The organism is Streptomyces sp. NPDC056061, assembly GCF_042266885.1.
Classification (GTDB): Bacteria; Actinomycetota; Actinomycetes; order Streptomycetales; family Streptomycetaceae; genus Streptomyces.
Window position 1 is genome coordinate 134,291 of record NZ_JBHJWQ010000010.1, and the last position, 24,599, is coordinate 158,889.

The following is a 24,599-nucleotide window of genomic DNA, read 5'->3' on the forward strand; positions in this document are numbered from 1 at the left end:
GGGGCCGGGCACCGGCTCCTCCCGGTACCCGGCCCCGGCCGCCGCTTCAGGCCAGCGAGAGGAAGAGCTTCTCCAGCCGTGCCCGCATCCGGTCCCGGTCCGCCGGCTCGCTCCCGGAGTCCGCCATGCAGTGCTGGAGCCCCGTCGCGATGATCGCGAACCCGGCCCGGTCGAGAGCCCGGGAGACGGCCGCCATCTGCGTGATGACGTCCTCGCAGTCCCGGCCCTCCTCGATCATCCGGATGACCGCGGCGAGCTGGCCCTGAGCGCGACGAAGGCGGTTGAGGACCGACTTCAGTTCGTCGGCCGCCATGTCGAGTTCCACACACCCTCCTCTTGATACCCCGAGGGGTATTCTACCCGAGTGGGGAGGAGAGGACCGAGTTCCTCCGCCTCCCCTGCGAACGAAAGGAAAACTGCTCGTGACCAGCCCCGCCTCCCTCTCCCCCGCCCAGGCCGCGGCCCGGCTCGCGGAGTTCACCGTCGTCGACGTGCGGGCCCCCGGCGAGTACGCCTCCGGGCACGTGCCCGGTGCGCTGAACGTCCCGCTGGACCGCCTCCCCGAGGCCGTGGCCGCCCTCAAGTCCGCCGCCGCCCGCGGCCCGCTGCTCGTGGTGTGCGCCTCCGGTGTCCGCTCCACCCGGGCCTGCGACATCCTCGCGGCGGCCGATGTGGATGCCACGACGCTGTCCGGCGGAACCTCTGCCTGGGAACGCGAGGGACACAGCCTCGACCGTCCCGTCGGAGCCCGCGCGACCTGGCCGATGGAACGTCAGGTCCGGCTCGCGGCGGGCTCCCTCGTGGTGGCCGGACTGATCGCGGGGCTGCGCTTCCCGGCCGCGCGCTGGATCTCCGCCGGTGTCGGCTCCGGGCTGGTCTTCTCTGCCGTGACCAACACCTGCGGCATGGCGGCGGCATTGTCGAAGCTGCCGTACAACCGCGCCCCGCGCTCGGCCGCGGACCTGGGGACGACGCTGAGGGGCCTGTCGGGCTGAACCCGCGCCGTCGGACGCGAGGTGCCGGTCGCGTGCGACCGGCACCCCGTCCGTTGCCTCGGGTCAGACCTCGTCCCGGACCAGGGCGAGGAGCCGATCCAGGACCCGGGGGCCGCCGGCCCGCAGACCGTCGTGCTCGTACTCGTTCGTCACCCACGTACGCAGACCGCGGATCGACGCGGCCGTCCGCAGCGCGTGCCCGGTGTCGACGTACATGTCGTCGTGATAGACGGCGGCGGCGACCGGCACCTCGTTGGCCGCCAGGCGCGCCGGGTCGTACAGCGGCGCCCAGTCGGTGCGGGCGGCCAGCAGTTCGGCGGTCTCGCGCAGCGGGCGCAGCGCCGGGTCGACCTCGAAGTGCCAGGGGTGGATGCTCTCCCCGGTGAAGAGCACCGGACCCTCGCCGTCCAACGCCGCGGCGGCGTCGAACTGCGGGAACTCGGCGCGCACCCGCTCGGCGGACCAGTCGGTGGGGCGCGCGTCCTGGCCGTAGATCGCCTCGTGCATCAGCGCGTACAGCGGGTGCCCGGCGAACGACGTGGCCGCGCGCATGCCCTCCTGGAAGGTGTCGGAGAGTTCGGTGCCGTGCGGGGTACGGACGAAGGCGTTCTCCAGCAGGTAGTGCAGTTGGTGGCTGCCGCTGCCGCCGCCCAGCATGATGCCGAGCGACTGGAATCCCTCGGGCGTCAGGCGGTGCCCCGCGCTCTCGGGGCGGTGCTCCGCGAGATGGGCGGTGATCCGCCGGGCCCGCTCGACGTCCTGCGGGTAACGGGCGTAGTGGGCTGCGGCCTTGCGCTCGATGCGCGGGTAGGCGGCACGGTAGACGTCGTCGGCGTGCGCGTCGAGCGACGGCAGCCCGCCGGTGATCAGAACGGTGCTGAGTCCCTCGGGTGCGGCCGACAGGTAGCGGACGGCGCAGAAGCCGCCGAAGGACTGGCCGAGGACCGTCCACGGCTCGCCGCCGGTCAGTCCGGGTCGGATCAGCTCACAGTCGCGCACGATGTTGTCGGAACGGAAGTGGGCGAGGTAGTCGGCCTGTTCGCACGGACCGCCGCGCAGCGGCAGGGTCTGCCGGTTGGCCGGGCTGGACAGCCCGGTGCCGCGCTGGTCGAGGAGCAGGACCCGGAACTCCTCCACGGCCCGGCCGAGCCATGCCTCGGTGCCGACGAAGCGCCGGGCGCCGAAGCCGGGGCCGCCCTCCAGATAGACCAGCCAGGGCAGTTTTTCGTCGCTCCGGCCGCTCGCCACGGCTTCCCTGCCGAAGATCTCGATCTGCTCGCCGCCGGGATCGGCGTGGTCGAGCGGGACCGTGAAGTGGCGGTCGGTGAAGACGATGCCGGGGTGGCGGTAGCTGCTCACAAGGTGCTCCTGAGTCGATGTGCACGGACAGTTCAGCACACGGCCGTGACACCGCCGCTCGCGGCCGGGCCCGAGGCCATGCACACGCGCGGCCGCTACCGACCGCGCCGATAGCTGCTGCCGTCCCTGGGCCGGACCAGCAGTCCGGCGACCACCAGATGGCGGCGCAGCGCCGAGCAGTCCTCGTGCACCGTCAGCAGCGCCTCGTTGACCTCGCGCTCGGTGTAGTCGTGGTCACGTTCGAAGAGCGTCTCGGCGAGATGCGTCAGAAGCTGTTCGCGGCGTGCGGCCTTGCGCGGGATCGTCGTGAGGCGGCCGTTCGAGAAGAATGCCTGTACCTGCGGGTAACCGCTTGTGCTGGTGTCGGACATGGGTGGCAGGGTCGCAGTCGTCCGGTCGGCGGGCAAGGTGTTTTCGCCATGACCGCGGGGCCGGACGGGCACCGTCCGGCGAGGGGACGGCGCCCGGGTGCTCCGTCAGTGGCCGCGCACGTCGGGCCGGTGGCGCTGCGCGCCGTCGCGGTCCGGGAGCCGCGCGAAGGTCTCGTACCGGGCGCCCGCGCGGTGCGTGCCCCGGGCCGGAATGCGGCCAAGGCCCCGGAGTTCCTTGTCGCCGCGCCTGGCGGGAGAGGGCGAAGCAGACGGTGACGCCCTGCTGGTTGTGCGGCTGGGCCGACGCGGGCGGGCGGTTCGTCGAAATCGCTCCGGGCCCCCGCGCCGACGGCGTGCTCGACACCGCCGGGTTCGAGGAGTTCACCCGTCTCGGTGGCGTCGACGACATGGCGGGGCGGCGACGGTGGTGCGGTCGCCGGTGTTCCGGTCCTCCGACACCACTGCCCGGATGACGTCGTCGCAGGACTCCGCGGCCACGGCCCGGTGCTCGGTGAGCGGGGTGAGCCGGCCGACGGCCGGGTGCGGGGCGGGCATCGCCTCCCGTACGGCGAGCGCGACGCGCGGTTCGTGGCACAGCTTGGCGACCTGGCCCGCGCCGGGGTTCAGGTCGGTGAGCGCGAGGGCCCGGGAACGCAGCGGCTCGGGCACGGCTTCCTCCGCCCGGCACGACGCCCGGCAGGACGCCCGTCGCCGGCGTGCCGTCGTACCCGTACGGTGTGAACGACGAACCCCACGGGTGATCACTCACCCCGCGACGAAGGCGGTCCCCCATGTCCCAGTTCGATCTGCCCGTCGACGAGTTGCGCGACTACCGCAGCCGGTCGGTGGAGCCGGAGGACTTCGACGCGTTCTGGTCGAAGACCCTCGACGAGGCCCGGTCGTACGACCTCGGTGCCCGGTTCGAGCGGCGTACGGGCACGGGACTCAGGACCGTCGACGTGTACGACGTGACGTTCGCGGGCTTCGGCGGCCACCCGGTCAAGGGCTGGTTCGTCCTTCCCGCCGGTACGACGGAGCCGCTGCCGGTGGTCGTGGAGTTCATCGGCTACGGCGGCGGGCGGGGCCTGTCCCACACCCATCTGCTCTGGGCGTCGGCGGGCTTCGCCCACTTCGTGATGGACACCCGCGGCCAGGGCAGCGGCTGGCTCGTCGGCGACACCCCCGACCCGGTGGGCAGCGCACCCTCGTACCCCGGATTCATGACCCGGGGCGTCGAGGACCCCCGCTCCTACTACTACCGGCGCGTGTTCACGGACGCGGTGCGGGCGGTGGAGGCGGCACGCTCGCATCCGCTGGCCGACGCGACGCGCACGGCGGTCACCGGGGTGAGTCAGGGCGGCGGCATCACACTCGCCGTCGGCGGACTGATACCCGACCTGGTGGCGATCGCACCCGACGTCCCGTTCCTGTGCGACTTCCCGCGCGCGCTGACCGTCACCGACCGCACCCCGTACCGCGAGGTGGGCAATTACCTCAAGACGCACCGCGGCCGGGCCGAGCGCGTGCGCACCACCCTCTCCTACTTCGACGGGGTGCACTTCGCCGCGCGCGGCCGGGCGCCCGCACTCTTCTCGACGGCCCTGGAGGACATGACCTGCCCGCCGTCGACGGTCTTCGCCGCCTACAACGCCTACCCGCACGAGGACAAGACCATCGAGGTGTACGACTTCAACGACCACGAGGGCGGCGGGCCGTTCCAGCAGGCCGTCCAGCTGAGCTGGCTGCCCGGCAGACTCACCGCCTGAGCGACGGGCCCGCCCCGCGCGGGCGGGCGACGGAGCGGGGCCCGGTCACGGATCGGTGCGCCCGCGCCCGGCGGGCCGGGTTCCCTCCGTCGGGGCGAGGACGGTCGCACGCGCCTCGGGGTGGACCAGCAGCCATTCCACGAGCGGAAGGAGGTCGCCCGCCGGCGCGTGGAGACGGAGCAGCGTCGTGTCGTCCTCGCGGCGGTGCCTCCCCGCCACGCGATAGGCGTTCACGGGACGGGCGAGCAGCAGGTGCGGCCCGTTCGGCGTTCGGACGCCGATCACATCGTGCCAGGGCACTTCCACGGAACCGGACCAGTGCGAACGCACCACATCCGGCGTCAGTTCGACCGCCGGCTTCCGCGGTCGGCCCACGACCCGCGCGCCGGCCACTCCGAGTCCGGCGGAAGCCAGCAGGACCAGGCCGCCGACGAGCACCGCCACCGGTGGGTGGGCCGATGTCGCACCCGTACGGCCCCGGAGCTCGATGTGCCCCTGGCCCCACTGCGCCACGGCGACGACGCAGGCGAGGGCGCCGGCGACCGCCAGCAACGTCGCGACCAGGAGCAACAGGACGGCCCGGCGGCGTTCTCGGCGGAGATCCGCGGGCTCCTGCGGCGCGTAGGCGAGGCCCGAGCTCGTCGTCCGCCATCGGTCGGGCAGCGGCGGAGGGTGCGGTGCTTCCGTCATGCCCGAAGCCTACGGCTCGGCCCCGCGATGGATCGGGGCCGGGAGCGGTGATCGCCCCGGCCCACCGGTGGCGGCCGCGTCCCCGGGGTGACCGGCGCAACGGCACACGCCGGTCGCGGTGCCGGTGCGCGACCGGCCGGGGAGACGCCCGCACGGGCGCGGCGCCTCCCTCTGCGGTCGTCAGTGCTGCCGGGCCGCCGGCTCCAGGACGAAGACCGGGATCTGCCGCTCCGTCCTGCGCTGGTAGTCGGCGTAGTCGGGGAACGCCTCCACCGCGCGCTGCCACCACAGGTCCTTCTCCGTCCCGGTGACCTCACGGGCGTTCATGTCCTGCCGGACCGGACCGTCCTGGAGCTCCACCCGGGGATCGGCCACGACGTTGTGGTACCAGACGGGGTGTTTGGGGGCGCCGCCCCGCGAGGCGACCACGGCGTAGGTGCCGTCGTGCTCGACCCGCATCAGCGGAGTCTTGCGGATCTTGCCGCTCCTGGCTCCGCGGGTGGTCAGGAGGACGACCGGGAGCCCACGCATCGTGGTCCCCTCCGTCCCGCCGGAGCTCTCGATCAGCTCGGCCTGATCACGGACCCACTGCTCGGGGCTCGGTTCGTACTCACCCTGAAGAGGCATGGCATCTGTCCCATCGTCGACATGCGGATACCGGGCTGTTCGGACACACGGGCCGTCGGAAGCCGGTGCTTCCGGCTGCTGCGGGAACTCTTTCATCCTGCGGCCCGCACGGGGCCCGGACGTGGCCGTGTGTCCGGAACGGTGCCCGCCACGAGCGGTGCGGGCACCCCGGGATCCCGTTCCCCCGCACGGTTCAGGACCGGGGTGGTGCCAGCCGCAGTTGGAGCATCGCCTCGAACCGGGCCTCCGGGTCGTCGAGATCGAGACCCGCCACCTCGGCCAGCCTCTTGAGCCGGTAGCGGAAGGTATTGGGGTGGACGTGCACGGCCGCGGCCGCGGCCGTCACGTCGCCGAAGGTGCCGAGCCATGCCTCCAGGGTGTCGGTGAGGGCGGTGTGGTGCCGGTCGTCGTAGGCGCGCAGCCGGACGACCGGGCCGTCGGGGACGTCGTCCTCGGCGGCGATCCGGTCGGTCAGTTCCTCCAGCAGCGAGGCCGCGTAGACGTCCGAGAGCCGTGCCGACCGGCGCCGCGAGCGGCCGGAGCACAGGACCCGCAGCGCCCGGTCGGCGTCGGTGCGGGAGCGGCGCAGCTCGGCCGGACGGGCGGCGAGCCTGCCGATGCCGATGACGGCGGGCACCCGGTCGCCCACTCGTCCGAGGAATGCCTCGGCCACCCGCAGCGCCTGCTCGTCCGCACTCGTGGGCAGGACCGCGTAGGTGACGCCCCTGAGGGAGGCCGAGGCGGTCCGGGGGTGGATCGCGGCGAGGTGGAGGGCGAGCGCCTCGGCGACGCGGTGGCCCGCGGCCACCCGGTCCGGCGCCGACGGCTCGCCGGTCACGGCGAGCGCCAGTACGCAGGCGGGCTGTGCGGACAGGCCGAGCCGCACGGCGGCCTGCGGGGCGTGGGTTCCGCCCTCCAGGACCGTGGCGAGCAGATCCGCGCGCAGCCGGCGTTCGGCGTCCTCGCCGGTGCGGTGGCGCAGCAGGTGCAGGGCGGCCACCTTGGCCGCCTCCTGGAGCGACTGGGTGCGGTCCTCGCTCAGCGGTCCGTCGACGACGACCCAGATGGAGCCGAGGATCTCGCCGCCCGCGCGGACGGCGATCGCGACCCGGGGTTTGTCGGAGACTCCTGCCACATAGACGGGACCCTCCTTGCGGTAGAGGGCCTGGAAGGCGCCGAGTTGTTCGAGGGCGCGCAGTTTCTCGGTCGGTACCTGACGGTCGAGCACGGTGGCGATCCGGGCGTCGTCGCCCTCGTCCTGGCGGCTGGAGAAGGCCAGCACCCGGCCGCTGCGGTCCTCCACGGTGACGGGTCCGTCGAGCAGTCCGGCGGTCGCGTTGGCCAGGGCGAACAGGTCGCCGGCGAGCGGTTCGGCGCCGTCGGCCTCGTCGGGGCCGCCGACGGTGCCCAGTTCGTCGGTCGCGAGCAGGGACCGCAGCAGCGCAGCCACCTGGGCCCAGGACGCGCCGGGGGTCAGTCCGAGCACGGTCACGCCGGTGCGGGCCGCGGCCTCGGCCACCGGGCCCTGCACCGGGACCGGGGCACGGACCACCACGGCCGCGGCACCGAGTCCGGCGGCCCGGTCGACGAGGGCGGCGACGGGCTCGGCGCCGTACACACCGACGCCGAGCACCACAGCCCCGGGCAGCCGGGCCGGTTCGTCCAGCGGGTCCTGGATGAGCACCCCGGTGACGGTGCGGACCGGGTCGGCCTCCCCGGCAACCACCTCTATCAGGGTCGATCCCAGGTCGTCGAGGATCCGGCCGAGCACGGCCCGCGGCTGCTCCGTCATCGGCCCAAGGTAGTCGATCGCAGGGCGTCCACGGCCGGCGCGGCGGCCCGGCCGATCACCCGGTCCGCGCGGGGATTGCGCAGCTCGGGGTTGTCGCACCGGGTGAACACGGCGACCGCCCGGCGACCGCCGTCGGGTGCCTCGACGACCCCGGCCTCGTTGCGCCGGCCGGGGAGCGTCCCGGTCCTGCCGGCGACCCGGTGGGTGCGGTCGAAGCCGGACGACAGCCGGTGCGGCCAGATCTGCCGGGCCATCACGGCCCGCACCTCGGCGCATGCCTCGGCCGGTCCTGCCTCGTCGCGCCAGATCGCGGCCAGAAGTTCGGCCGTGTCGCGGGCGGTTCCCCGGGTGGTGCGCTCCGGGTCGCACGCGGCACGGATCCGCTCCTCGACGGGGGCGTCGCGGGTGGTGGTCATCGGCCGATCCATTCCGTCGACTCGGTCACTTCCGCCAGTCGTTCCGGGATCGGGGAGAGGCCGAGCCCCGGGGCGCCGGGCACGTCGAGATGGCCGTCCTTCAAGACGAACGGTTCGGTGATGTCGGTACGGTAGTACCGGTCGGACGCGGAGGTGTCGCCGGGCAGCGTGAAGCCGGGCAGGGCGGCGAGGGCGACGTTGGCGGCCCGGCCGAGGCCGGTCTCCAGCATCCCGCCGCACCACACCGGAACGCCGTGCGCGGCGCACACGTCGTGGATCCGCCTGGCCTCCAGGTAGCCGCCGACCCGTCCCGGCTTGATGTTGACGACCGAACAGGCGCCCATGGCGATGGCGTCGGCCGCCGAACGGGCGGAGACGATGGACTCGTCGAGGCAGATCGGGGTGCGCACCCGTGCGGCCAGGGCGGCGTGGCCCCGCACGTCCTCCTCGTCCAGGGGCTGTTCGATGAGCAGCAGCCCGTACGGGTCGAGCCGGGCCAGCTGACCGGCGTCGGCGAGGGTGTAGGCGGTGTTGGCGTCCACCTGGAGGAGCACGTCGTCGCCGAAGCGCTCCCGGACCGCGCGCACGGGCTCGACGTCCCAGCCGGGTTCGATCTTCAGCTTGATCCGGAGGTACCCCTCGGCCAGGTAGCCGTCGACGGCGTCGAGCAGGGCGGGGATCGAGTCCATGATGCCGACCGACACCCCGGCGGGCACCCGGTCGGCGGTCGCGCCCAGCCATTGCCCCATGGACAGGTCATGGGCCCGCAGCCAGGCGTCCAGCACCGCGGTCTCCAACGCGGACTTGGCCATCCGGTGGCCCTTGAACGCGGCGAGTGCCGGGGCGACCGCCCAGGGGTCGAGTTCCGGCAGGGCGGCGAGGGCGGGCACCAGATGGCTCCGCAGCACGTCCACCGCGCCTGCCGTGTACTCCGAGGAGTAGAGCGGATCGGCCATGGTGACGCACTCGCCGTAGCCCTCGTGGTGTTCGGTCTCGACCCTGACCAGCAGGACCTCCCGGCTGTTCACGGTGGCGAACGAGGTTCGGAACGGTGCGACCAACGGCATCGCGATCCGGCGGAGTTCCACACCGACGAGCTTCATCCCTGTATCTCCTGACGTCTGTCGATCATGTACCAGCCGTCCCGGGTGAATCCGGTGACGGTGTGCCCCTGGGCCATCAGGCCGCCGAGGACCTCGCGCAGCGCGTACCGCCACTGGCGGGCCAGGGGCGGGTCGGTGCGGCGCAGTTCCTCGATCTCGGTGGGGATGCGGACGAGGACGGCGTCGCCGTCCAGCCGCCCGACGGCGGGGCCGCCGTCGGGCTTGGTGTCCAGGCCGACGACCGCGCGCCCGCCCGCGTCGTCGACGGCGACGTGGCGGGGGATGCCGGCCGCCGCGGCCACGGCGTGGGCGCCCGCCAGCTCCCAGCGCACCATCAGCCGGTCCGTCTCGGTCCCGGCGTTCACCTCGTCCTGCATCGCCCCGTAGAAGTCGGCGAGGTACTCGCTCGGCGCGGCGCCCAGTTTGGACAGGTTGAAATAGGCGTTGCGGCTGATCAGCGGGTCGAAGGTCCAGGTGATCGCGGTGATGCCGCGGGCCAGGGCCCAGGCCCGTTGGTGGAGTTTGACGGCGAAGCCGACATTGCGGCCCCGGGCGGTGTCGTCCACTCCGGCGATGTGCGAGTGGAGCCCCGCGGTGGCCAGGAAGCCGAGGCAGAACCCGATCATGCGGCCGTCGCGGTGGACGCCGACGACGTAGCTGCCGGAGTGCGCGAAGACCCTGAGCAGTTCAGGCGTGATCAGCGGGTTTCCGGGGACGGGCCGCCAGACCCGGTCGAGCACCCGGCATGCCTCCCGCATCTCGTCCAGCCCGTGCAGCTCGGTCAGGGTCACGCCGGCCCGCCGGGCGGCCAGGTCGGCTGCGGCGACCGCCTCGGCCGCCCGGGTCCCGCTCACGGTCCCTCCCGGTCCGACGTGCCCAGCGGTTCGGCCACCAGCGAGGCCACCAGGGCCGCCACCAGGGCGGTGCGGCGCGGGAGTTCGGCGACGACGACGTGTTCGTCGTCCGCGTGCGCCCCGCCGCCCACGGCGCCGAGGCCGTCCAGGGTGGGCGTGCCCGCGCCCGCGGTGATGTTGCCGTCGGAGGCGCCGCCGACGGCGACCCCGTGCAGCGGGCCGAGCCCCAGGTCGGCGTAGTGGGCGCGGGCGCGTTCGAACAGCTCCGCCGAGGCGCCCGCTTGCAACGGGGGCCGGTCGGGACCTCCGGAGAGAGTGAGCGAGGCGCCCGCGAGCACCGGTGCGAGGGCGTGGACGGCCCGGTCGACCCGGTCCTGCTCGGCGGCCGTCGCGACGCGTACGTCGACCAGCAGGTGGGCCGCGTCGGGCACGGTGTTGCGGGTGGTGCCCGAGGTGGCGACGGTCGGTGTCACGGTGGTGCCGGTCACCGGGTCGGCGAGCGCGGACAGCGCGATGACCTGGTGGGCGAGTTCGATGGTGGTGTTGACGCCCCGGTGGGGTTCCAGCCCGGCGTGCGCGGCGCGTCCGGCGATGCCCAGTTCGTAGGCGGACACACCCTTGCGCGCCGTCTTCAGCGCGCCCCGCTCGCTCGCCTCCAGGACGAGCACGGCCCGGGTGCGGCGCGCCTCGGCCTCGATCAGGGCACGGGAGGTGGGGGCGCCGATCTCCTCGTCGCCGGTGAGCAGCACCGACACTCCGTCCAGGTCGTCGAGGACGGACAGGGCATGGAACAGCTGTGCCACACCGGCCTTCATGTCGAAGCAGCCGGGACCGGTGAGCCGGCCGTCCGCCACCTCGAAGGGGTGCCGGGCCAGGGAGCCCACCGGCCACACCGTGTCGAAGTGGCCGAGCAGCAGCACCCGGTCGCCGGACCCGAAGCGCCAGCGCAGGGCGGGCCGCCCCGAGCCGTCCAGCCACTCGGGCGGGGTTCCGGTGAGCCGGGTGCCCAGCGCGGCGACGGCCCGGGCGCAGTCGGTGACGGCGGCCACGTCCGCGCTGGGCGACTCGGTGCGGACCAGTGCGCCGATGTCGGTCAGCAGGTCCGGCAGCCCGGCCTCCAGCGCCTCCAGTGCGGTGGCGATCGCGGTCACGTCAGCCCGCCTCGGGCGTGGCGCGGATGCCGTGGTGGATGTAGCGCGAGCCGTCGTCGAGGGCGTAGAAGACGACCGGGTACCACGACTTGAGCCCCGGCCGCCGCACCACGAACAGGCCCGGCTCGACCGGGTGCATGTCGTACTCGTGCTCCGTCTCGTCGACGAGTTCGGCCAGCGGTCCGGTGATCCGGTCGCGCATGACCAGGCCGCCGTCCCGTTCCACGATCTCCAGCCTGCTGGAGAGCCGCTGGTACACGCCCACGTAGTCGGCGGGGTCCACCGCCACCGGTTCGGTGGCCGGCTCGATCCCGGGGCGCATCGTGACACCGGCGAGGTCCCGCGCGATCTCGGCGAACACCTCGCGGTAGAGGCTCGCGGTGTCGCCGCCGTTGGTGAGCAGGCAGATCGCCAGGTCCTCCTCGGGCAGCACCCGGAGGAAGGCGCTCTGCCCGATGGTGCCGCCGTCGTGTCCGTGGACCCGGCGCCCGTCCCAGGTGTCGAGGAACCAGCCGAGCCCCCAGGAGTGGCCGATGATGTACGGGTCGGGGAGCTCGACCTGCGCGGTCTGCATGGCGGCGACGCCCTCGGCCGAGAGGATCCTGATGCCGTCCTCGGTGACGCCCCGGTCCATGTGCAACCGGGCGAACTTCAGCACCTCGCGCGGTGTCGAGCAGATCAGCCCGGCCGGTCCGGCCGAACGCATCAGTCCCCACTGCGGGGCCTGGGCGGGCGGTTCGCCCAGGTGTCCGATGGCGGCGCGGAAGCGCAGCACGTCCTCCGGCAGGGTCGCGGTGTGCGTCAGTCCCAGCGGGACGTACAGGCGTTCACGCATGAGCCGGTCCCATTGGACGCCGGTGACGACTTCCAGCACCCGGCCGAGCAGGGTGAAGCCGGCGTTGCAGTACGACATGGTGGCACCGAGCGGGTGGTTGGGCACGGTGTCGGCCAGCAGTGCGGTGTACTTCTCCAGGCAGTCGTCGCCCCGGCCTGTGTCGGTGAAGAGGTCGCCGTCGATCCCACTGGTGTGCGTCATGAGGTGACGCACCGTCACGCCCTGGGTCAGCTCCTCGTCGGCGAGGCGCAGTTCGGGCAGGACGGAGACGAGCGGGGCGTCGAGTTCGAGCAGCCCCTCGTCGACCAGGGCCATGGCCACGGTGGTGGTCCACACCTTGGAGATCGAGCCGATCTGGAACAGGGTGTCGGTGGTGGTCTCGATCCCGGCCTCGGTGTTGGCAAGGCCGGTGGCGGCCTCGGCGACCAGCTCGCCGCGGTGCAGGATGCCCAGGCTCGCGCCGGGGACGGAGTGCCGGGCGGCCAGTTCGGCGAGGCGGGCGGTCCAGTGGGCGGACAGGTCGGTGGTGGTGCCGGTGGTGGTGCTGTCGGTGGTGTCTGCAGTACTGGTCATGTCCAGCTCCGATTCCGTTGCGCTCGGCGGTGGGAGGGGTGTGGTGGTGCGTGGTCAGCGGTCGGTATGCAGGGTGACCCATTCGACGAGCCGGCGGGAGTAGTCCTCCCGGTGCGAGGGCCGGCCGTCCAGGAGGAACAGGTGCGATCCGCCGGGATACAGGACCATCCGGACCGGTACGTCCCGGGTGCGCAGCGCGTGGAACCACTGCTCGGCCTGGCCCGCCGGGCAGGTGTCGTCGGCAGCGCCGTGCAGGATCAAGGTAGGGGCGCGCACCGCGTCGGCGTGGCTGATCGGCGAGAGTTCCGTCATCCGTCGCGGGTCGCCGATCTCGTGTTCGGCGATCAGGTGTCCTTCCTCGGAGGTGCCCGCCATGCTCCTCAGATCGACCAGCACGCCGCCCGGTACGACGGCGGCGAAGAGGTCGCTGCGGGCGGAGAGCCAGCAGGTCAGGTAGCCGCCGTAGCTGTAGCCGGTGAGCGCGATCCGTTCCGGGTCGACGAGGCCCTCGTCGACGAGGGCGGCGACCGGTTGCAGGACGTCCTGTTCGTCCGTCTCGCCCCAGGCGCCGACCGCGGCGGTGTAGAACTCCTCGCCGTAGCCGTCGCTGCCGCGCACGTTCAGGGTCAGGACGGTCCAGCCCCGGGAGGCGAGTTCCTGGTGGTAGAGGTGGACCGGGTCGGAGTGGGGAGCCCAGGCGTTGTGCGGGCCGCCGTGCACGTCCACCAGCAGGGGGCCGCCGTCGGGCGTCGTCGCGGCGCGGGTGATCATGCCGTGCACCACGGTGCCGTCGGCAATGGTGAATTCGCGTTCGGTGACCGGGTGGAGGGTGATGCCGGGCAGTGAGCGCCTCATGTGGTCGGTGAGCCGTACGGGCCGGGCGCCGGATCCCTCGCGTTCCCAGGCGTTCAGGTCGAGCAGGACGATCTCGGCGAAGCTCGACGCGTCGGTCGCCACCACGGCGGCCCGCCCGGCCTTCGGGGCGAGGGAGCAGCCGCTGATCCCGGTTCCGGCCGGGAGCGGGGAGCTGGTGATTCCGGCGGCGTCCGCCCGGTACAGGCGGGTGGCGCCCCGGTCGCGGGCGCAGAACAGGATGCCGTCGCCGTGGAACTGCGGCCGGGCTCCCGGGTATCCGGGACCGCCGCCCATGACGTTGCGGTCCAGGTCGCCGTCGACCGGCACCGGGGCCGATCCGTCCAGGGGCTGGCGCAGCAGCCGTGCGTGGCCGACGGCGAACGTGTCACGGCCGACCACGAGCAGCGCGGACCCGTCCGGGTACCAGTCGACCGGTCCGGCGAGGCCACCGGCCGGGCCGATGCGCCGGGGTTCGCCGACATGCTCGCCGATCTCCACCACATGGGCGGCCGAGGCACCGAGCACGGCGGAGTCCGGCCCGCTGTGTGCCGGGTAGGCGAGCCGGGTGCCGTCGGGCGACCATGCGGGGACGCCGGCGTTGCGATCGGCGGCGGTCACCGGTACGACCTCGCCCGATGTCACGTCCACCACGAACAGCCGGGTCCGGACCGACCCGATCGGACCGGCTCCGTCCGCCTTCCAGCCCAGGGCGTCGACGACGACGGGCGCGGTGTCGTCGGGCCGGGCGCCGGGGGCGGAGAAGGCGATCCGTGACCCGTCCGGGCTCCACACCGGTGTGCCCGCTCCCGCCGGGCACCGCTCGGCGGTGGTGAGCGCGGTGGGCTCTCCCCCGTCGGCGGGCAGCAGGTGGAGTTGTCCCTCGCGCAGGAATGCCAGGGTCGTCCCGTCCGGGGACCAGCGCGGCGCGGTGTCCGCGGGGCCGTGGGTGAGCCGCCTGGCCGGTCCGCCGTCCGCGCGCACCTCCCACAGGGACCGGACGACGCGGTCGTTCGCGGCGTCCTGGGTGGTCAGGGTGTAGGCGACGCGGCTGCCGTCGGGGGACAGCGCGGGATCGGCGGGGATCTCGAAGCGGTACAGGTCGTCGATGGCCAGCGGGCGGGTCATGGCGCCTCCTCGGCGAGGGCAAGGGTCGGTACGCAGGAGATGAGGTCACGGGTCGTGGGGTGTTCGGGGTGTTCCAGCACCCGGTCGGCGGGGCCGCACTCGACGAGGTGTCCGCCGTCCATCACGGCGACCTGGTCGGACAGGTGGCGGACGACGGCGAGGTTGTGGGAGATGAAGAGCATCGCGAAGCCCAGTTCGCGCTGGAGGCCGCGCAGCAGGTTGAGCACCGCGCCCTGGACGGACACGTCGAGGGCCGAGGTGATCTCGTCCGCGATCAGCACGCCGGGGCGAGCGGCGAGCGCCCTGGCCAGGGCGACTCGTTGGCGTTGGCCGCCGGACAGCGCGTCCGGGGTCAGGGCGGCCCGCGCCGGGTCCAGGCCGACGAGTTCCAGGCAGCGTGCCACCTCCGCGTCGCGTGCGGCGCGGCGGGCGCGGGCCGGTGTGCCGCGCTGCCGTCCGGTGCGGGGCAATGCCTCGGCGACGGAGGCGCCGATCGGCATGCGCGGGTCGAGCGAGGCGTACGGGTTCTGGAACACCAGTTGCACGGGGGCGCGCCCGCGGCCGTGCACGGCGTCGTTCCCGTCGACGAGGACCCGCCCCGACCGGACCGGGGCCAGGCCCACGGCGGCCTTGCCGAGCGTCGATTTGCCCGATCCCGACCCGCCGACGAGTCCGGTCACCGACCCGTCCGGCACCAGCAGGTCGACGTTCTCCACGGCGGTGAAGCGGCCGTAGCGCACGGTGATGCCGCGCAGTTCGAGCGAGCTCATGACATCGCCTCCGATTCTCGGCCGGTGGTGCGGGCGGGGGCACCGGTCGTGACGGCGTCCACGGGGTACCAGCAGGCGGCCCTGCGGTCCGGTCCGGTCGCGGTCAGTACGGGTGTGTCGGCGCGGCAGCGTTCCCGGGCGCGGGCGCAGCGCGGCGCGAAGGAGCAGCCGGGGCCGGTCTCCCCCGGTTCCGGCGGGCGGCCCGGAATGGTCACCAGGTCCGTTCCGGGTTCGGTGGTCATGGTCGGGACGGCGCCGACCAGGGCCCGGGTGTACGGGTGGGCCGCGCCCGCGGCCAGTGCGGAGACCGGGAGTTCCTCGACGATCGATCCGCCGTACATGACCAGGACCCGTTCGCAGACCTGGGAGACGACGGCGAGGTCGTGGGAGATCAGCAGCAGCGCGGCGCCGGTGTCCTCGCGCACTTGGGCGAGCAGGTCGAGCACCTGCCGCTGGACGGACACGTCGAGTGCCGTGGTCGGTTCGTCGGCGATGATCAGTTTCGGTTCGCCCATCAGGCCCATGGCGATGACGGCCCGCTGCCGCATTCCGCCGGAGTACTCGTGCGGCCGTTGCCGGGCGCGTCGTTCCGGTGTCGGAATGCGGACGGCGCCGAGCCGGTCGACGGCCCGTTCCGCGGCGCGGGCGCGGCTCGCCCCGAGGTGTACCTCGGCCACCTCGGCGAGCTGGCGGCCGACGCGCAGGGCGGGATTGAGCGAGGCCATGGGGTCCTGGAAGACCATGGCGAGTTCCGTACCCAACTGCGGGTCCGTGCGCAGGTCGTGTCCGTCGAAGCGGAGGGTGTCGGCGCGGACCTTTCCGGGGTGGGGTACCAGGTCGGCCAGGGCCAGTGCGCTCAGGCTCTTGCCGGAGCCCGACTCGCCGACCAGGCCCACGGCCTCGCCCGCGCAAATGTCCAGCGAGATGCCGCGCACGGCCTGTCGGCCGCCGGGGAAGGTCACGCGCAGGTCGCGGGCGCTGACCAGGGTCCCGCCCGTGTCGGGAGGCGTCGCGGCCGGTGCGTCGTCCCGCTGCGGTGCCGGGTCCTCGCGCCGGGGTGCCCGTCGGCCGCCTGCCTGGGCGAGCGCCTCGCCGACCAGGCCGAAGGCCAGCCCGGTCAGGATGACGGCCGCGCCGGGCGCCAGGGCGGCCACCGGGTTGACGTAGACGCGGTTCAGCTGCTCGTTCAGCAGCCGTCCCCAGTCGTACTCGGGCGGTTGCACGCCCAGTCCGAGGAAGGACAGTCCGGCGAACGCCACGACGATGCCGCTCATCGCCTGGGTGGCGAACAGTACCGACGGTTCGGCGATGTTGGGGAGCAGGTGGCGCACGACCAGCCGGAACCGGCCCACGCCCAGGATCCGGGCCGCGGCGACGTAGTCCGAGCCCGCGACCGACGCCGTCAGGTTCTGCACCAGCCGGGCCACGGGCGGGACCATGGCCAGCCCCACGGCGAACACGGCCCCGGTGCTGCCCACGCCGAAGATCGTGGCGAGGAAGAGCAGGAACAGCAGCCCCGGGAAGGCCACCAGCACGCCCACGGTCGCCGTGATCAGCCGGCCGAACCGTCGTCCCACCACCGCCGGGGCGACGCCGAGCAGCAGGCCGCCGCCGACCCCGATCGCGGCGGCGAGCAGGGTGAGCCGCAGGGTCTGCCGGGTCGCCACGATGACCCGGGCGGCGATGTCGCGTCCGAGCTGGTCGGTGCCCAGCAGGTGCGCGGCGCTGCTGCCCCGGTTGATCGCGTCCGTGTCGATCCGCGCCGCCCGGTCGCCGAACAGGACCGGCCCCAGCACGGCGACCGCGACCAGCAGCAGACAGGCGGTCAGCGCGGTCGCGCCGAGCGGTGTCCTGAGCGTGCGCCCGAGTCGGCGCCGCAGCGAGGTGTCATGGCCTTGATGCATCATCAGCTCCCGCGGACGGTGGACTGGGGGTCGGCGACGGCCACGGCCATGTCGACGACGAAGGTGATGAGCAGCGCCGCCGTGCCGTAGACCAGCACGACGCCCTGGACCAGCGGGTAGTCCTTCTCGGTGATGGCCTGGACGATCGTCGTGCCGAGGCCGGGCCAGGCGAAGACGTTCTCGACCAGGACGGTGCCGGCGAGCAGCGAGCTGAACAGCAGGCCGCCGAGGGTGAGCGAGGAGGTCAGCAGGTTGGGCAGGGCGTGGCGCAGGTAGCGCAGCCGGGCCGGGAGCCGTTTGGCGAGGGCGGTCCGCATGTAGTCCTCGCCGAGCACCCGCAGGGTCTCCACCCGGACGATGCGCGCCAGGGTCGCCGCCGGGACGACGGTGAGCGCCAGCACCGGCAGGACGTAGGAGTCCAGACCGGCGCGCGAGGCCACCGGGAAGAGCGGCCACGTCACGGCGAACGCGGCGATCAGGCCGACGGCCAGCAGGAATTCGGGCACGGCGCCCAGCAGGCCGGTGAGGCCGGTGAAGGCGAGTTCGCCCCGTCGTCGTCGGCCGTCCTTGGTCAGCACCGCGGCCGTCATCCCGACGGGGACGGCGACCAGCAGGATCAACACGAAGGCGGGCACGGCGAGTTGCAGGGTCGCCGGGAGCCGGGTCGTGATGATCTCGGAGACGGGCATCTGGGCGCCGATCGAGTCGCCGAGCCGGCCCTGGAGGAGGTGGCCGACGAAGTCGCCGAACTGTTTCGGCAGTGGCTGGTCCAGGCCGAGCGAGTGTCTGCGGGCCTCGATCAGCGCCGGGTCGGCGGTGGGGCCGAGGGCCGCCCGGACGGGGTCGCCGGGGATCAGGTGGATCATCGCGAACGCCGCGGTGACCAGTGCGGCGAGTGAGATCACCAGTCGCCGGGTGCGGCGCAGGACGAATCCGGCCCATGGGCTGCGGGCCGTCGCACGAAGTGGGTTCCAGGTGAGGGCGGTCATCGGTCGGCGCTCCGTCGCAGGGTGCTGGGAACGACCCCGCCGCCGTCCACCTCGAAGGTGATGCCCTTGGCGTAGTAGCGGTTCGGCCGGGCGGCGAACGGGACGATGTCGACGTTCTTGACGAGGGCGGCGTCGGCCGCCTCCCACAGGGCGCAGCCGTCGGTGCCGGGCCTGGCCGCCGCCCGGAGGGCGAGCCGGTGGTAGTCGGGGTTGGAGACGGAACCGAAGTTGTTGCCCTTCGGGGGCGGTGGGCCGTCGTAGAACTGGGTGAGCTGGTCCGGGAGGGTGACGCCGATGGGCGCCCAGGCCAGGTCCCAGTCGCCGCCGGCCAGGGTGCCGATGATGCCGGCCGAACCGACGGGCTTCGCCGTGGCCCGCACCCCGAAGGACGTCCACCGCTGGACGGCGAGCTCGACGGCCGAGGCGACCTGCGGTCCCTGGGCGGTCGGGTAGCTGAATCCGACGGCGAGCGGCCTTCCGTCCTTGGTCCAGGTGCCGCCGTCCTTCGTCCAGCCTGCGGCGGTGAGTGCGGCGGCGGCCCGTTCGGGGTCGTGGGCGGGGAGGTTTCCGGTGACGGTGTCGCCGGTGCAGGGGGTGGGGGCGGTCTCGCCGACGGCGGTGGCGGCCCCGCCCTTGCCGCCGGTGGCGACGTTCCTGAGCTCCTTCAGGTCCAGTACCTGGACCAGGGCCCTGCGCACTGCTGGGTCGGCGCCCGGACGGCCGGCGGCCTGGTTGAACAGCAGCTGCCCGAACAGTGCCTGGAAGCTCCGGTTCTGCACCTTCGCGGCGTCCAGCCGGTCCTGGTCGGCTCCGTTGATCACGGCCCCGTGGATCTGACCGGACATCAGGAGGTTGGCGGCGGTCGACTCGTTGGGGACCACCTTGAACACGACCTTGCCGGGGAGGCCCTCGCCGGTGGCCCCGGAGGGCCCCCAGGTGTACCCGTCGCGCTTGACGTACGTGTAGTGGTCGCCGGGGACGGCCTCGGTCAGGCGGTAGGGTCCACTGGCGTTGGTCGCCTTGGCCAGTGCGGCGGGTGCGGCCAGGCTCTTGCGGCACATCAGCGGCAGCATCCGGGTCATCTCGATGATGAACGGGGCGGGTCCCGTCGTGGTGACGGTGACGGTCCGCGTCGCTCCGTCGGCCTTCGCCACGGCGGTGGCGGGGACGGACAGACCCAGCATCGGCGACTGGTTCTTCGGATCGGCGATGTGGTTGTACTCGGCGGCCACGTCGTCCGCGGTGAGCGCGGATCCGTCCTCGCAGGTCACGCCGGGACGGATGGTGAACGTCGCGGAGGTGGCCGTGGCGGACCACTTCTCGGCCACGCCGGGAACCACCGTGCCGTCGGCGGCGACGTGCACGAGGGTGTCGTACGCGAAGGCGTTCATCGACAGCGCGGTACTGGCCAGCGCCGTGGTGGGGCTGAGCGTGCCGGGGTCGGCGGCGACCGCGAACACCACCGTGGATCCGCCGCTCCCGTCAGCGGCCCGATCACCGCAGGCGGACGCGGTGGCGACCAGGCCGAGCACCGTGGCCACCGCTGCCGCGGAGCGCGCTCCGCGCGTCCTTCTGCTTCTTGTGTCCGTGCCTGTGGCGCCGGCCATGGTCACCTCCGGAAAAGCGGCACCCCGCCGCCGAGTGAGGGAACAGTAGGCAGCGACACATCGGCCGCGAGTGGTCGCGGCGCACGAAAATCCGCCTCGGCGATGGTGCGCCGCGACGAAGACGAACACGGGGAAACGGGAGGCGGAGTCGCAGTCGCAGTCGCCCGGAGCCCGCTCCCTCCTGCTCCCCGGGTCAAAACCCTTTGCGACGGCCGCACCGCCCGGACAGGATGCGCCGGTGACCCCTCAATACCGGATACGGGCCCAGTACGATGCCCGCACGATCGTGGTCCACCAGGCGTATTCGCCCGCGATCGCCGATCCGTGCCTGCGGGCCGGACGCTTCGTGCCGCCGTTCTCGTTCCACCGGATGACGTGGATCAAGCCCTCGTTCCTGTGGCTCATGCACCGCAGCAACTGGGCCCGGAAGTCCGGGCAGGAACGCATCCTCGCGGTGCGCATCACCCGTTCCGGATGGGAGGAGGCACTGTCCTCGGCGGTGCTGACGACCGCCGATCCGGCAGCCGTGGCGCAGGCGCCCGTCCACGTGCAGTGGGATCCGGAGCGCTCGTTGCGGGGTGCCGCCCTCAACCACTACAGCATCCAGGTCGGGATCGGGCGCGGACTGATCCGTACCCTCGCCGAGGACTGGGTCGTCGACCTCACCGACATCACCGCGCAGGCGCGCAAGATCGCCGCGTCGGTGCAGGGCGGACGGGCGACGCAGGCCCAACGGCTGCTGCCGCCGGAACGGGTCTACCCGGTTCCGCCCGCCCTCGCGAAGCGGCTGGGCATCGACGGCTGAGGTCCGGGCCCGGGCCGGTTCGCCCGCCTCGCTCGGATACTCGCGACCGATCGTGGCGCTGCCGCCCGTCCGCGGTCTTGGGGGCCGGTCAGGTCCGATGCCCGGTCAATCACCCGTGTTCTCGGACGAATTCATGGGTTTCGGCGAAGATCCGGCACCTCACTGGGGCATATTCGTATGGCATATGTGAAGATCTGGCCATGAGCACCTCACCGCAGTCGCCGGCCGACAGGATCCAGACGGACCGTCCTCATTCGGCCCGGGTATGGAACTACCTTCTGGGTGGCAAGGACAACTATGCCGTCGACCACCAGATGGGCGACATGATCCTCAAGGCGTTCCCGGACTTCGCCGCCATCGCCCGCCTCCAACGGGCCTTCCTCGCCCGTGCGGTGCACTTCCTCGCCGCGGAGGCCGGCATCCGCCAGTTCCTCGACATCGGCACGGGCCTGCCGACGGCGAACAACACGCACGAGGTGGCCCAGCGGGCGGCACCGGCTTCCCGGATCGTGTACGTCGACAACGACCCTCTGGTCCTGGCCCACGCCCGCGCCCTGCTCACCAGCACTCCCGAGGGCGCGTGCGCGTACATCGACGCGGATGTGAGGGACACCGACACGATCCTCGCGGAGGCGGCGAAGACGCTGGACTTCACCCGCCCGGTCGGACTGACCATGCTGGGGATCATGGGGCAACTTCCCGACGGGGACGACCCGTGGGCACTGGTGGACCGGCTGGTGGCGGCCCTCCCCGCAGGGAGCTATCTCGCCCTCAGCGACGGCGCGAACACCAGCGAATCGCTGAACCGGGCCGTCGCCTCGTACAACGCGAACTCGGCGAGTTCGTACCATCTGCGCAGCCCCGAGCGGATCGCCGACTTCTTCCACGGCCTGGAACTGGTGGAGCCGGGCGTCGTCAGGACGGCGGCCTGGCGCCCGGAGTCCGACCAGAGCCTCGCGGACGCGGTGCAGGGGCACGCGGTGAGCGGCGTCGGACTCAAGGTGTGAGACATCCGCTCCCCCGGTGCCGAACCATGGGGCCGGACCGTCCCGGCGCCGGGGACGCGGAGGGTGGGCCGAACCCGCGGCGGGCCTCCCCCGGCCGGCCGTTCCGGCACCGGCGTCAGCGCCTGGCGAGCGAGCCCCGGATGAACTCCGCCTGTCCCGCGTGCTGCAAGTCGTCCGAGATGACGCTGATCAGCCGGACTCCGAGGGTGACCGGTGGCGACCATGCCTCGTCGACGACGCGGTTCAGTGCCCTGCCGTCGAGTCCGCCGACGAACTCCAGGGTCCGTTCGTGAACGGCGTCGTGGTAGCCGAGCAGCAGCTCGGGCGAGCCCACGCGCACGGCTGCCACCTCCGAGGCGCTGTGCCCGTATCCGGTGACGGACCGCTCGAAGGGCAGGTCGAAGCGGGCGGCCCAGTCCTGGGTGAACCAGATCTGCTCGGTACCGGCGGCGTCCGAGACGTGGTCGTCCTGGACCCGGGTGAGGTGCCACACGAGCCAGGCGATCGTGTTCGCCCCGTCGTCGAGCCGGGCGTGGAGGTCGTCCTGAGACAGGCCCTCGACCGCCGAGTGCACGGTTTCCCGGACCCGGCCGAACGCATCCGTCAGAAGATCAGCGCTGTTCATGTCCTCACCCTGGCCGCTGCCGCGCCGGTGCCCGGCCAACGACACGCGCCGACCGTGCCGTTGCCGCGATGAGCCGGCTGCGGCACCCGGACGCCGCAGCCCGTAGGGTGGAGCCATGCTTTGACGCCTGCCCGAGATCCGGGCACCGCCCCGACCTCCTTCGTACCGGACCCGTCAGCAACCGATCGAAGGAGCGAATCATCATGTCCCCGTCGAATCCCCTCGTCGTCCCGGACGCGTTCGCCGCGTCGTACCTGCGCGTCGGCGGCGCGTCCGCGCCTGCCTGGCTCAGCACGTTGCCGGAACTGGCCGGACGCTTCCTGGATCTCTGGGCGCTGCGGCCGGACGGCCCCGCGGGCCACGGCATGGCGTCCCTGGTGCTGCCCGTGACCCGCGCGGACGGCACACCGGCGGCGCTGAAGCTGCAACAGCCCACCGAGGACAACGCGGGCGCCGTCACCGGACTGCGCGCGTGGAACGGCGACGGAGCGGTGCGTCTGCTCGACCACGACGAGGACAGCGGCACGATGCTCCTGGAACGGCTGGACGCGACCCGGCCGCTGTCCTCGGTGACCGACGACACCGTCGCCGTGCAGGTCCTCGCCGAGCTGATGGCCCGGCTGGTCGCGGTGCCCGCGCCCCTGGGGCTGCGACGCCTTGCCGATGTCGCCGGGGCCATGCTCGCCGAGGTGCCGCGCGCCGTTGCCGCGCTGCCCGACCCGGCCGAACGACGGCTGGTCCGCGACTGCGGTTCCGCCGTCGCGGAACTGGTCGGCGAGGCCGGTGACCGGCTGCTGCACTGGGACCTGCACTACGACAACGTGCTCGCCGGGCAGCGGGAGCCCTGGCTGGCCATCGACCCGGAACCGCTGGCCGGCGACCCCGGATTCGAGCTGCTGCCCGCCCTGGACAACCGGTGGGACGAGGTGGTGGCGACGGGTGACGTGACACGCGCGGTCCTCCGCCGCTTCGACGTGCTGACCGACACGCTCGGCCTGGACCGGGAGCGGGCGACCGGGTGGACGCTCGGCCGCGTCCTGCAGAACGCGTTGTGGGACATCGAGGACGGCGCGACGGAGCTGGGACCGGCCCAGGTCGCCATCGCCACCGCCCTGACGAGCCGCCGGTGACATCGGTGCCGCCGCCCCGGACCGGATGCGCCGGGGCGGCGTGCCGCCGCCCCGGCGGTCAGGCCGGGCCGCCGCCCGGTGCGCCCCGGCCGACCGGCAGCTCCGCCACGCGGGCCAGTCGGCGCAGCGAGTCCACCCGGGCCGCGCGGTCATGGGTGCTGGTGGTGACCAGCACCTCGTCCGCCCCGGTCTCCTCGATGGCCGTTTCGAGCGCCGCGACCACCTCGTCCTCGGTTCCCCGGATGTGACCGCGCATGCTCTCCTCGTAGAGGTCGCGCTCCCGCTCGGTCATCGTCAGGGCCTCGACCCGCTCCGCGGGGACGAGCGGCGGGAACACCCCGTGGATGCGTGAGTACGCCAGCGACCATGCCTCCGGTGTCAGCAGGCGCCGGGCCTCCTCCGCGCTCGCCGCGATCGCGACCGCGCCCGACACGACGACATACGGTTCCGGGGTCCAGGACAAGGGACGGAATTCCCGACGATAGCGTTCGACGGCCCGCAGCAGCTTCTCCCGGCCGCGGAGGTCCCCGACCACCAGTGGCAGCCCGGCCGTCGCGGCGACCCCGGCCCCCTCGCCCGTGGCCAGTACGAACGGGGGGATGCGCAGTCCCTCGGCGGGGTGGGCGTGCACCCCCGGGTGGACCCGCTGCGTCCCGTCCAGCCAGCCGAGCAGTTCGGCGAGCTGTCCGCCGAAGTCCTCCGCGGCCGCCCTGTCCCGTCCGAGCGCCCCGCGTACACCGCCGGTGAAGCCCACCGACCGCCCGAGACCCATGTCGATCCGGCCGGGGAACAGTGACTCCAGCACCCCGAACTGCTCCGCCACCACGAGCGGTTGATGGTTGGGCAGCATCACGCCGCCCGTTCCGACCCGAATGGTGGCCGTCGCCGCGGCGACGGCCGCCGCCAGCACGGTCGGCGCCGAACCTGCGACACCCGGCACACCGTGGTGTTCGGAGACCCAGAACCGGTGGAAGCCGAGAGCCTCGGCCTCCTGGGCCAGGCGCACGGTGTCACGGAGCGCCGCGGGGCCGTCGTGCCCCTCGCGGACACGGGAACGGTCGAGGACGGAGAACCTGGTGGATGCGATCACGGAGCTCACACCCTTGTCCAACGTCCGCCGCGCCCGTGGATTCCCCGGCCGTCACGGGCGCGGCGCGGGCCCCCGCCCACGGGGGCCCGCCCCCCGGGCCCCCCCAGCGCCCGCAGGGGCGGGCGGTGCGCGAAACCGGCCGCCCGCCCGCGGGCGAACG

Annotated in this window: 24 protein-coding genes; 5 read left to right on the forward strand and 19 right to left on the reverse strand. The window is 73.2% G+C overall.

Annotation, left to right across the window (positions count from 1 at the left end; translation table 11 throughout):
• Nucleotides 1–46: 46 nt before the first annotated feature.
• Nucleotides 47–325, reverse strand: a complete 279-nt coding sequence (locus tag ACFC79_RS17140) for a metal-sensitive transcriptional regulator (RefSeq protein ID WP_376240846.1) — start codon at nucleotides 323–325, stop codon at nucleotides 47–49.
• Nucleotides 326–422: 97 nt separating this feature from the next.
• On the opposite strand from ACFC79_RS17140, the gene ACFC79_RS17145 reads away from it, so the two are divergent.
• A complete protein-coding gene (locus tag ACFC79_RS17145) occupies nucleotides 423–995 on the forward strand; it encodes a rhodanese-like domain-containing protein (protein WP_376240848.1) in 573 nt (190 codons plus the stop codon).
• A gap of 63 nt (nucleotides 996–1,058) precedes the next feature.
• Here ACFC79_RS17145 and ACFC79_RS17150 read toward each other — a convergent pair whose 3' ends face one another.
• From ACFC79_RS17150 to ACFC79_RS17160, 3 genes are all read right to left on the reverse strand, one after another.
• Nucleotides 1,059–2,354, reverse strand: coding sequence for an alpha/beta fold hydrolase (locus tag ACFC79_RS17150; RefSeq protein WP_376240850.1), 1,296 nt, complete (start codon nucleotides 2,352–2,354; stop codon nucleotides 1,059–1,061).
• 95 nt (nucleotides 2,355–2,449) lie between these two features.
• Nucleotides 2,450–2,725: a DUF2087 domain-containing protein gene (locus ACFC79_RS17155; RefSeq protein WP_376240852.1), complete on the reverse strand. Its 276-nt coding sequence runs from the start codon at nucleotides 2,723–2,725 to the stop codon at nucleotides 2,450–2,452.
• 381 nt (nucleotides 2,726–3,106) lie between these two features.
• Nucleotides 3,107–3,394, reverse strand: a complete 288-nt coding sequence (locus ACFC79_RS17160; RefSeq protein ID WP_376240854.1) for a hypothetical protein — start codon at nucleotides 3,392–3,394, stop codon at nucleotides 3,107–3,109.
• A 122-nt stretch (nucleotides 3,395–3,516) separates the two neighbouring features.
• Between ACFC79_RS17160 and ACFC79_RS17165 the strand changes: the two genes are divergently transcribed.
• On the forward strand, nucleotides 3,517–4,491 hold the full coding sequence (locus tag ACFC79_RS17165; RefSeq protein WP_376240856.1) for an acetylxylan esterase: 975 nt from the start codon (nucleotides 3,517–3,519) through the stop codon (nucleotides 4,489–4,491).
• Between the two features lie 45 nt (nucleotides 4,492–4,536).
• Here the strand turns inward: ACFC79_RS17165 and ACFC79_RS17170 are convergent, their stop codons facing one another.
• The 13 genes from ACFC79_RS17170 to ACFC79_RS17230 form a co-directional block, all read right to left on the reverse strand.
• Nucleotides 4,537–5,181 (reverse strand): hypothetical protein, encoded by a 645-nt coding sequence (locus ACFC79_RS17170; RefSeq protein WP_376240858.1) that lies wholly within the window; start codon nucleotides 5,179–5,181, stop codon nucleotides 4,537–4,539.
• A gap of 180 nt (nucleotides 5,182–5,361) precedes the next feature.
• Nucleotides 5,362–5,808, reverse strand: a complete 447-nt coding sequence (locus tag ACFC79_RS17175) for a nitroreductase family deazaflavin-dependent oxidoreductase (RefSeq protein WP_376240860.1) — start codon at nucleotides 5,806–5,808, stop codon at nucleotides 5,362–5,364.
• Between the two features lie 193 nt (nucleotides 5,809–6,001).
• Nucleotides 6,002–7,600: a PucR family transcriptional regulator gene (locus ACFC79_RS17180; RefSeq protein ID WP_376240861.1), complete on the reverse strand. Its 1,599-nt coding sequence runs from the start codon at nucleotides 7,598–7,600 to the stop codon at nucleotides 6,002–6,004.
• Nucleotides 7,597–8,016 (reverse strand): serine hydrolase, encoded by a 420-nt coding sequence (locus tag ACFC79_RS17185; protein WP_376240863.1) that lies wholly within the window; start codon nucleotides 8,014–8,016, stop codon nucleotides 7,597–7,599. Before ACFC79_RS17185 ends, ACFC79_RS17180 begins: the two co-directional genes overlap by 4 nt.
• Complete coding sequence (menC, locus tag ACFC79_RS17190; protein ID WP_376240865.1) at nucleotides 8,013–9,119, reverse strand: o-succinylbenzoate synthase; 1,107 nt, start codon at nucleotides 9,117–9,119, stop codon at nucleotides 8,013–8,015. Before menC ends, ACFC79_RS17185 begins: the two co-directional genes overlap by 4 nt.
• A complete protein-coding gene (locus tag ACFC79_RS17195; protein WP_376240866.1) occupies nucleotides 9,116–9,973 on the reverse strand; it encodes a GNAT family N-acetyltransferase in 858 nt (285 codons plus the stop codon). The genes menC and ACFC79_RS17195 overlap by 4 nt, the downstream gene beginning before the upstream one ends.
• Nucleotides 9,970–11,124, reverse strand: coding sequence for a M20/M25/M40 family metallo-hydrolase (locus ACFC79_RS17200; RefSeq protein ID WP_376240868.1), 1,155 nt, complete (start codon nucleotides 11,122–11,124; stop codon nucleotides 9,970–9,972). The genes ACFC79_RS17195 and ACFC79_RS17200 overlap by 4 nt, the downstream gene beginning before the upstream one ends.
• Before the next feature lies 1 nt (nucleotide 11,125).
• Nucleotides 11,126–12,532 carry a serine hydrolase domain-containing protein gene (locus ACFC79_RS17205; protein ID WP_376240870.1) on the reverse strand — a complete coding sequence of 469 codons (1,407 nt, stop codon included), beginning with the start codon at nucleotides 12,530–12,532 and terminating at the stop codon, nucleotides 11,126–11,128.
• A 54-nt stretch (nucleotides 12,533–12,586) separates the two neighbouring features.
• A complete protein-coding gene (locus tag ACFC79_RS17210; RefSeq protein ID WP_376240872.1) occupies nucleotides 12,587–14,512 on the reverse strand; it encodes a prolyl oligopeptidase family serine peptidase in 1,926 nt (641 codons plus the stop codon).
• Nucleotides 14,509–15,282, reverse strand: a complete 774-nt coding sequence (locus ACFC79_RS17215) for an ABC transporter ATP-binding protein (RefSeq protein ID WP_376240874.1) — start codon at nucleotides 15,280–15,282, stop codon at nucleotides 14,509–14,511. Before ACFC79_RS17215 ends, ACFC79_RS17210 begins: the two co-directional genes overlap by 4 nt.
• A complete protein-coding gene (locus ACFC79_RS17220) occupies nucleotides 15,279–17,189 on the reverse strand; it encodes a dipeptide/oligopeptide/nickel ABC transporter permease/ATP-binding protein (RefSeq protein WP_376240876.1) in 1,911 nt (636 codons plus the stop codon). The genes ACFC79_RS17215 and ACFC79_RS17220 overlap by 4 nt, the downstream gene beginning before the upstream one ends.
• Nucleotides 17,189–18,175, reverse strand: a complete 987-nt coding sequence (locus ACFC79_RS17225) for an ABC transporter permease (RefSeq protein WP_376240877.1) — start codon at nucleotides 18,173–18,175, stop codon at nucleotides 17,189–17,191. Before ACFC79_RS17225 ends, ACFC79_RS17220 begins: the two co-directional genes overlap by 1 nt.
• The gene (locus tag ACFC79_RS17230) at nucleotides 18,172–19,782 is read right to left on the reverse strand and encodes an ABC transporter substrate-binding protein (RefSeq protein WP_376240879.1); all 1,611 of its coding nucleotides are present in this window, start codon (nucleotides 19,780–19,782) and stop codon (nucleotides 18,172–18,174) included. Before ACFC79_RS17230 ends, ACFC79_RS17225 begins: the two co-directional genes overlap by 4 nt.
• Before the next feature lie 238 nt (nucleotides 19,783–20,020).
• Between ACFC79_RS17230 and ACFC79_RS17235 the strand changes: the two genes are divergently transcribed.
• Both ACFC79_RS17235 and ACFC79_RS17240 read left to right on the forward strand, forming a co-directional pair.
• The gene (locus tag ACFC79_RS17235) at nucleotides 20,021–20,587 is read left to right on the forward strand and encodes a DUF4291 domain-containing protein (protein WP_376240881.1); all 567 of its coding nucleotides are present in this window, start codon (nucleotides 20,021–20,023) and stop codon (nucleotides 20,585–20,587) included.
• Between the two features lie 200 nt (nucleotides 20,588–20,787).
• Nucleotides 20,788–21,594 (forward strand): SAM-dependent methyltransferase, encoded by an 807-nt coding sequence (locus ACFC79_RS17240; protein ID WP_376240883.1) that lies wholly within the window; start codon nucleotides 20,788–20,790, stop codon nucleotides 21,592–21,594.
• A gap of 115 nt (nucleotides 21,595–21,709) precedes the next feature.
• Here the strand turns inward: ACFC79_RS17240 and ACFC79_RS17245 are convergent, their stop codons facing one another.
• Nucleotides 21,710–22,219 (reverse strand): DUF664 domain-containing protein, encoded by a 510-nt coding sequence (locus ACFC79_RS17245; protein WP_376240885.1) that lies wholly within the window; start codon nucleotides 22,217–22,219, stop codon nucleotides 21,710–21,712.
• 203 nt (nucleotides 22,220–22,422) lie between these two features.
• On the opposite strand from ACFC79_RS17245, the gene ACFC79_RS17250 reads away from it, so the two are divergent.
• Nucleotides 22,423–23,349 carry an aminoglycoside phosphotransferase family protein gene (locus ACFC79_RS17250; RefSeq protein ID WP_376240887.1) on the forward strand — a complete coding sequence of 309 codons (927 nt, stop codon included), beginning with the start codon at nucleotides 22,423–22,425 and terminating at the stop codon, nucleotides 23,347–23,349.
• Between the two features lie 58 nt (nucleotides 23,350–23,407).
• Here ACFC79_RS17250 and ACFC79_RS17255 read toward each other — a convergent pair whose 3' ends face one another.
• Complete coding sequence (locus tag ACFC79_RS17255; protein WP_376240889.1) at nucleotides 23,408–24,439, reverse strand: MsnO8 family LLM class oxidoreductase; 1,032 nt, start codon at nucleotides 24,437–24,439, stop codon at nucleotides 23,408–23,410.
• Nucleotides 24,440–24,599: the final 160 nt, after the last annotated feature.

Bases quoted from the DNA above. Each gene is read 5' to 3' on its own strand.
- ACFC79_RS17155 (WP_376240852.1), bottom strand. From the start codon at position 2,725: ATGTCCGACACCAGCACAAGCGGTTACCCGCAGGTACAGGCATTCTTC.
- ACFC79_RS17165 (WP_376240856.1), top strand. From the start codon at position 3,517: ATGTCCCAGTTCGATCTGCCCGTCGACGAGTTGCGCGACTACCGCAGC.
- ACFC79_RS17170 (WP_376240858.1), bottom strand. From the start codon at position 5,181: ATGACGGAAGCACCGCACCCTCCGCCGCTGCCCGACCGATGGCGGACG.
- ACFC79_RS17175 (WP_376240860.1), bottom strand. From the start codon at position 5,808: ATGCCTCTTCAGGGTGAGTACGAACCGAGCCCCGAGCAGTGGGTCCGT.
- ACFC79_RS17180 (WP_376240861.1), bottom strand. From the start codon at position 7,600: ATGACGGAGCAGCCGCGGGCCGTGCTCGGCCGGATCCTCGACGACCTG.
- ACFC79_RS17185 (WP_376240863.1), bottom strand. From the start codon at position 8,016: ATGACCACCACCCGCGACGCCCCCGTCGAGGAGCGGATCCGTGCCGCG.
- menC (WP_376240865.1), bottom strand. From the start codon at position 9,119: ATGAAGCTCGTCGGTGTGGAACTCCGCCGGATCGCGATGCCGTTGGTC.
- ACFC79_RS17205 (WP_376240870.1), bottom strand. From the start codon at position 12,532: ATGACCAGTACTGCAGACACCACCGACAGCACCACCACCGGCACCACC.
- ACFC79_RS17210 (WP_376240872.1), bottom strand. From the start codon at position 14,512: ATGACCCGCCCGCTGGCCATCGACGACCTGTACCGCTTCGAGATCCCC.
- ACFC79_RS17215 (WP_376240874.1), bottom strand. From the start codon at position 15,282: ATGAGCTCGCTCGAACTGCGCGGCATCACCGTGCGCTACGGCCGCTTC.
- ACFC79_RS17220 (WP_376240876.1), bottom strand. From the start codon at position 17,189: ATGATGCATCAAGGCCATGACACCTCGCTGCGGCGCCGACTCGGGCGC.
- ACFC79_RS17225 (WP_376240877.1), bottom strand. From the start codon at position 18,175: ATGACCGCCCTCACCTGGAACCCACTTCGTGCGACGGCCCGCAGCCCA.
- ACFC79_RS17230 (WP_376240879.1), bottom strand. From the start codon at position 19,782: ATGGCCGGCGCCACAGGCACGGACACAAGAAGCAGAAGGACGCGCGGA.
- ACFC79_RS17240 (WP_376240883.1), top strand. From the start codon at position 20,788: ATGAGCACCTCACCGCAGTCGCCGGCCGACAGGATCCAGACGGACCGT.
- ACFC79_RS17245 (WP_376240885.1), bottom strand. From the start codon at position 22,219: ATGAACAGCGCTGATCTTCTGACGGATGCGTTCGGCCGGGTCCGGGAA.
- ACFC79_RS17250 (WP_376240887.1), top strand. From the start codon at position 22,423: ATGTCCCCGTCGAATCCCCTCGTCGTCCCGGACGCGTTCGCCGCGTCG.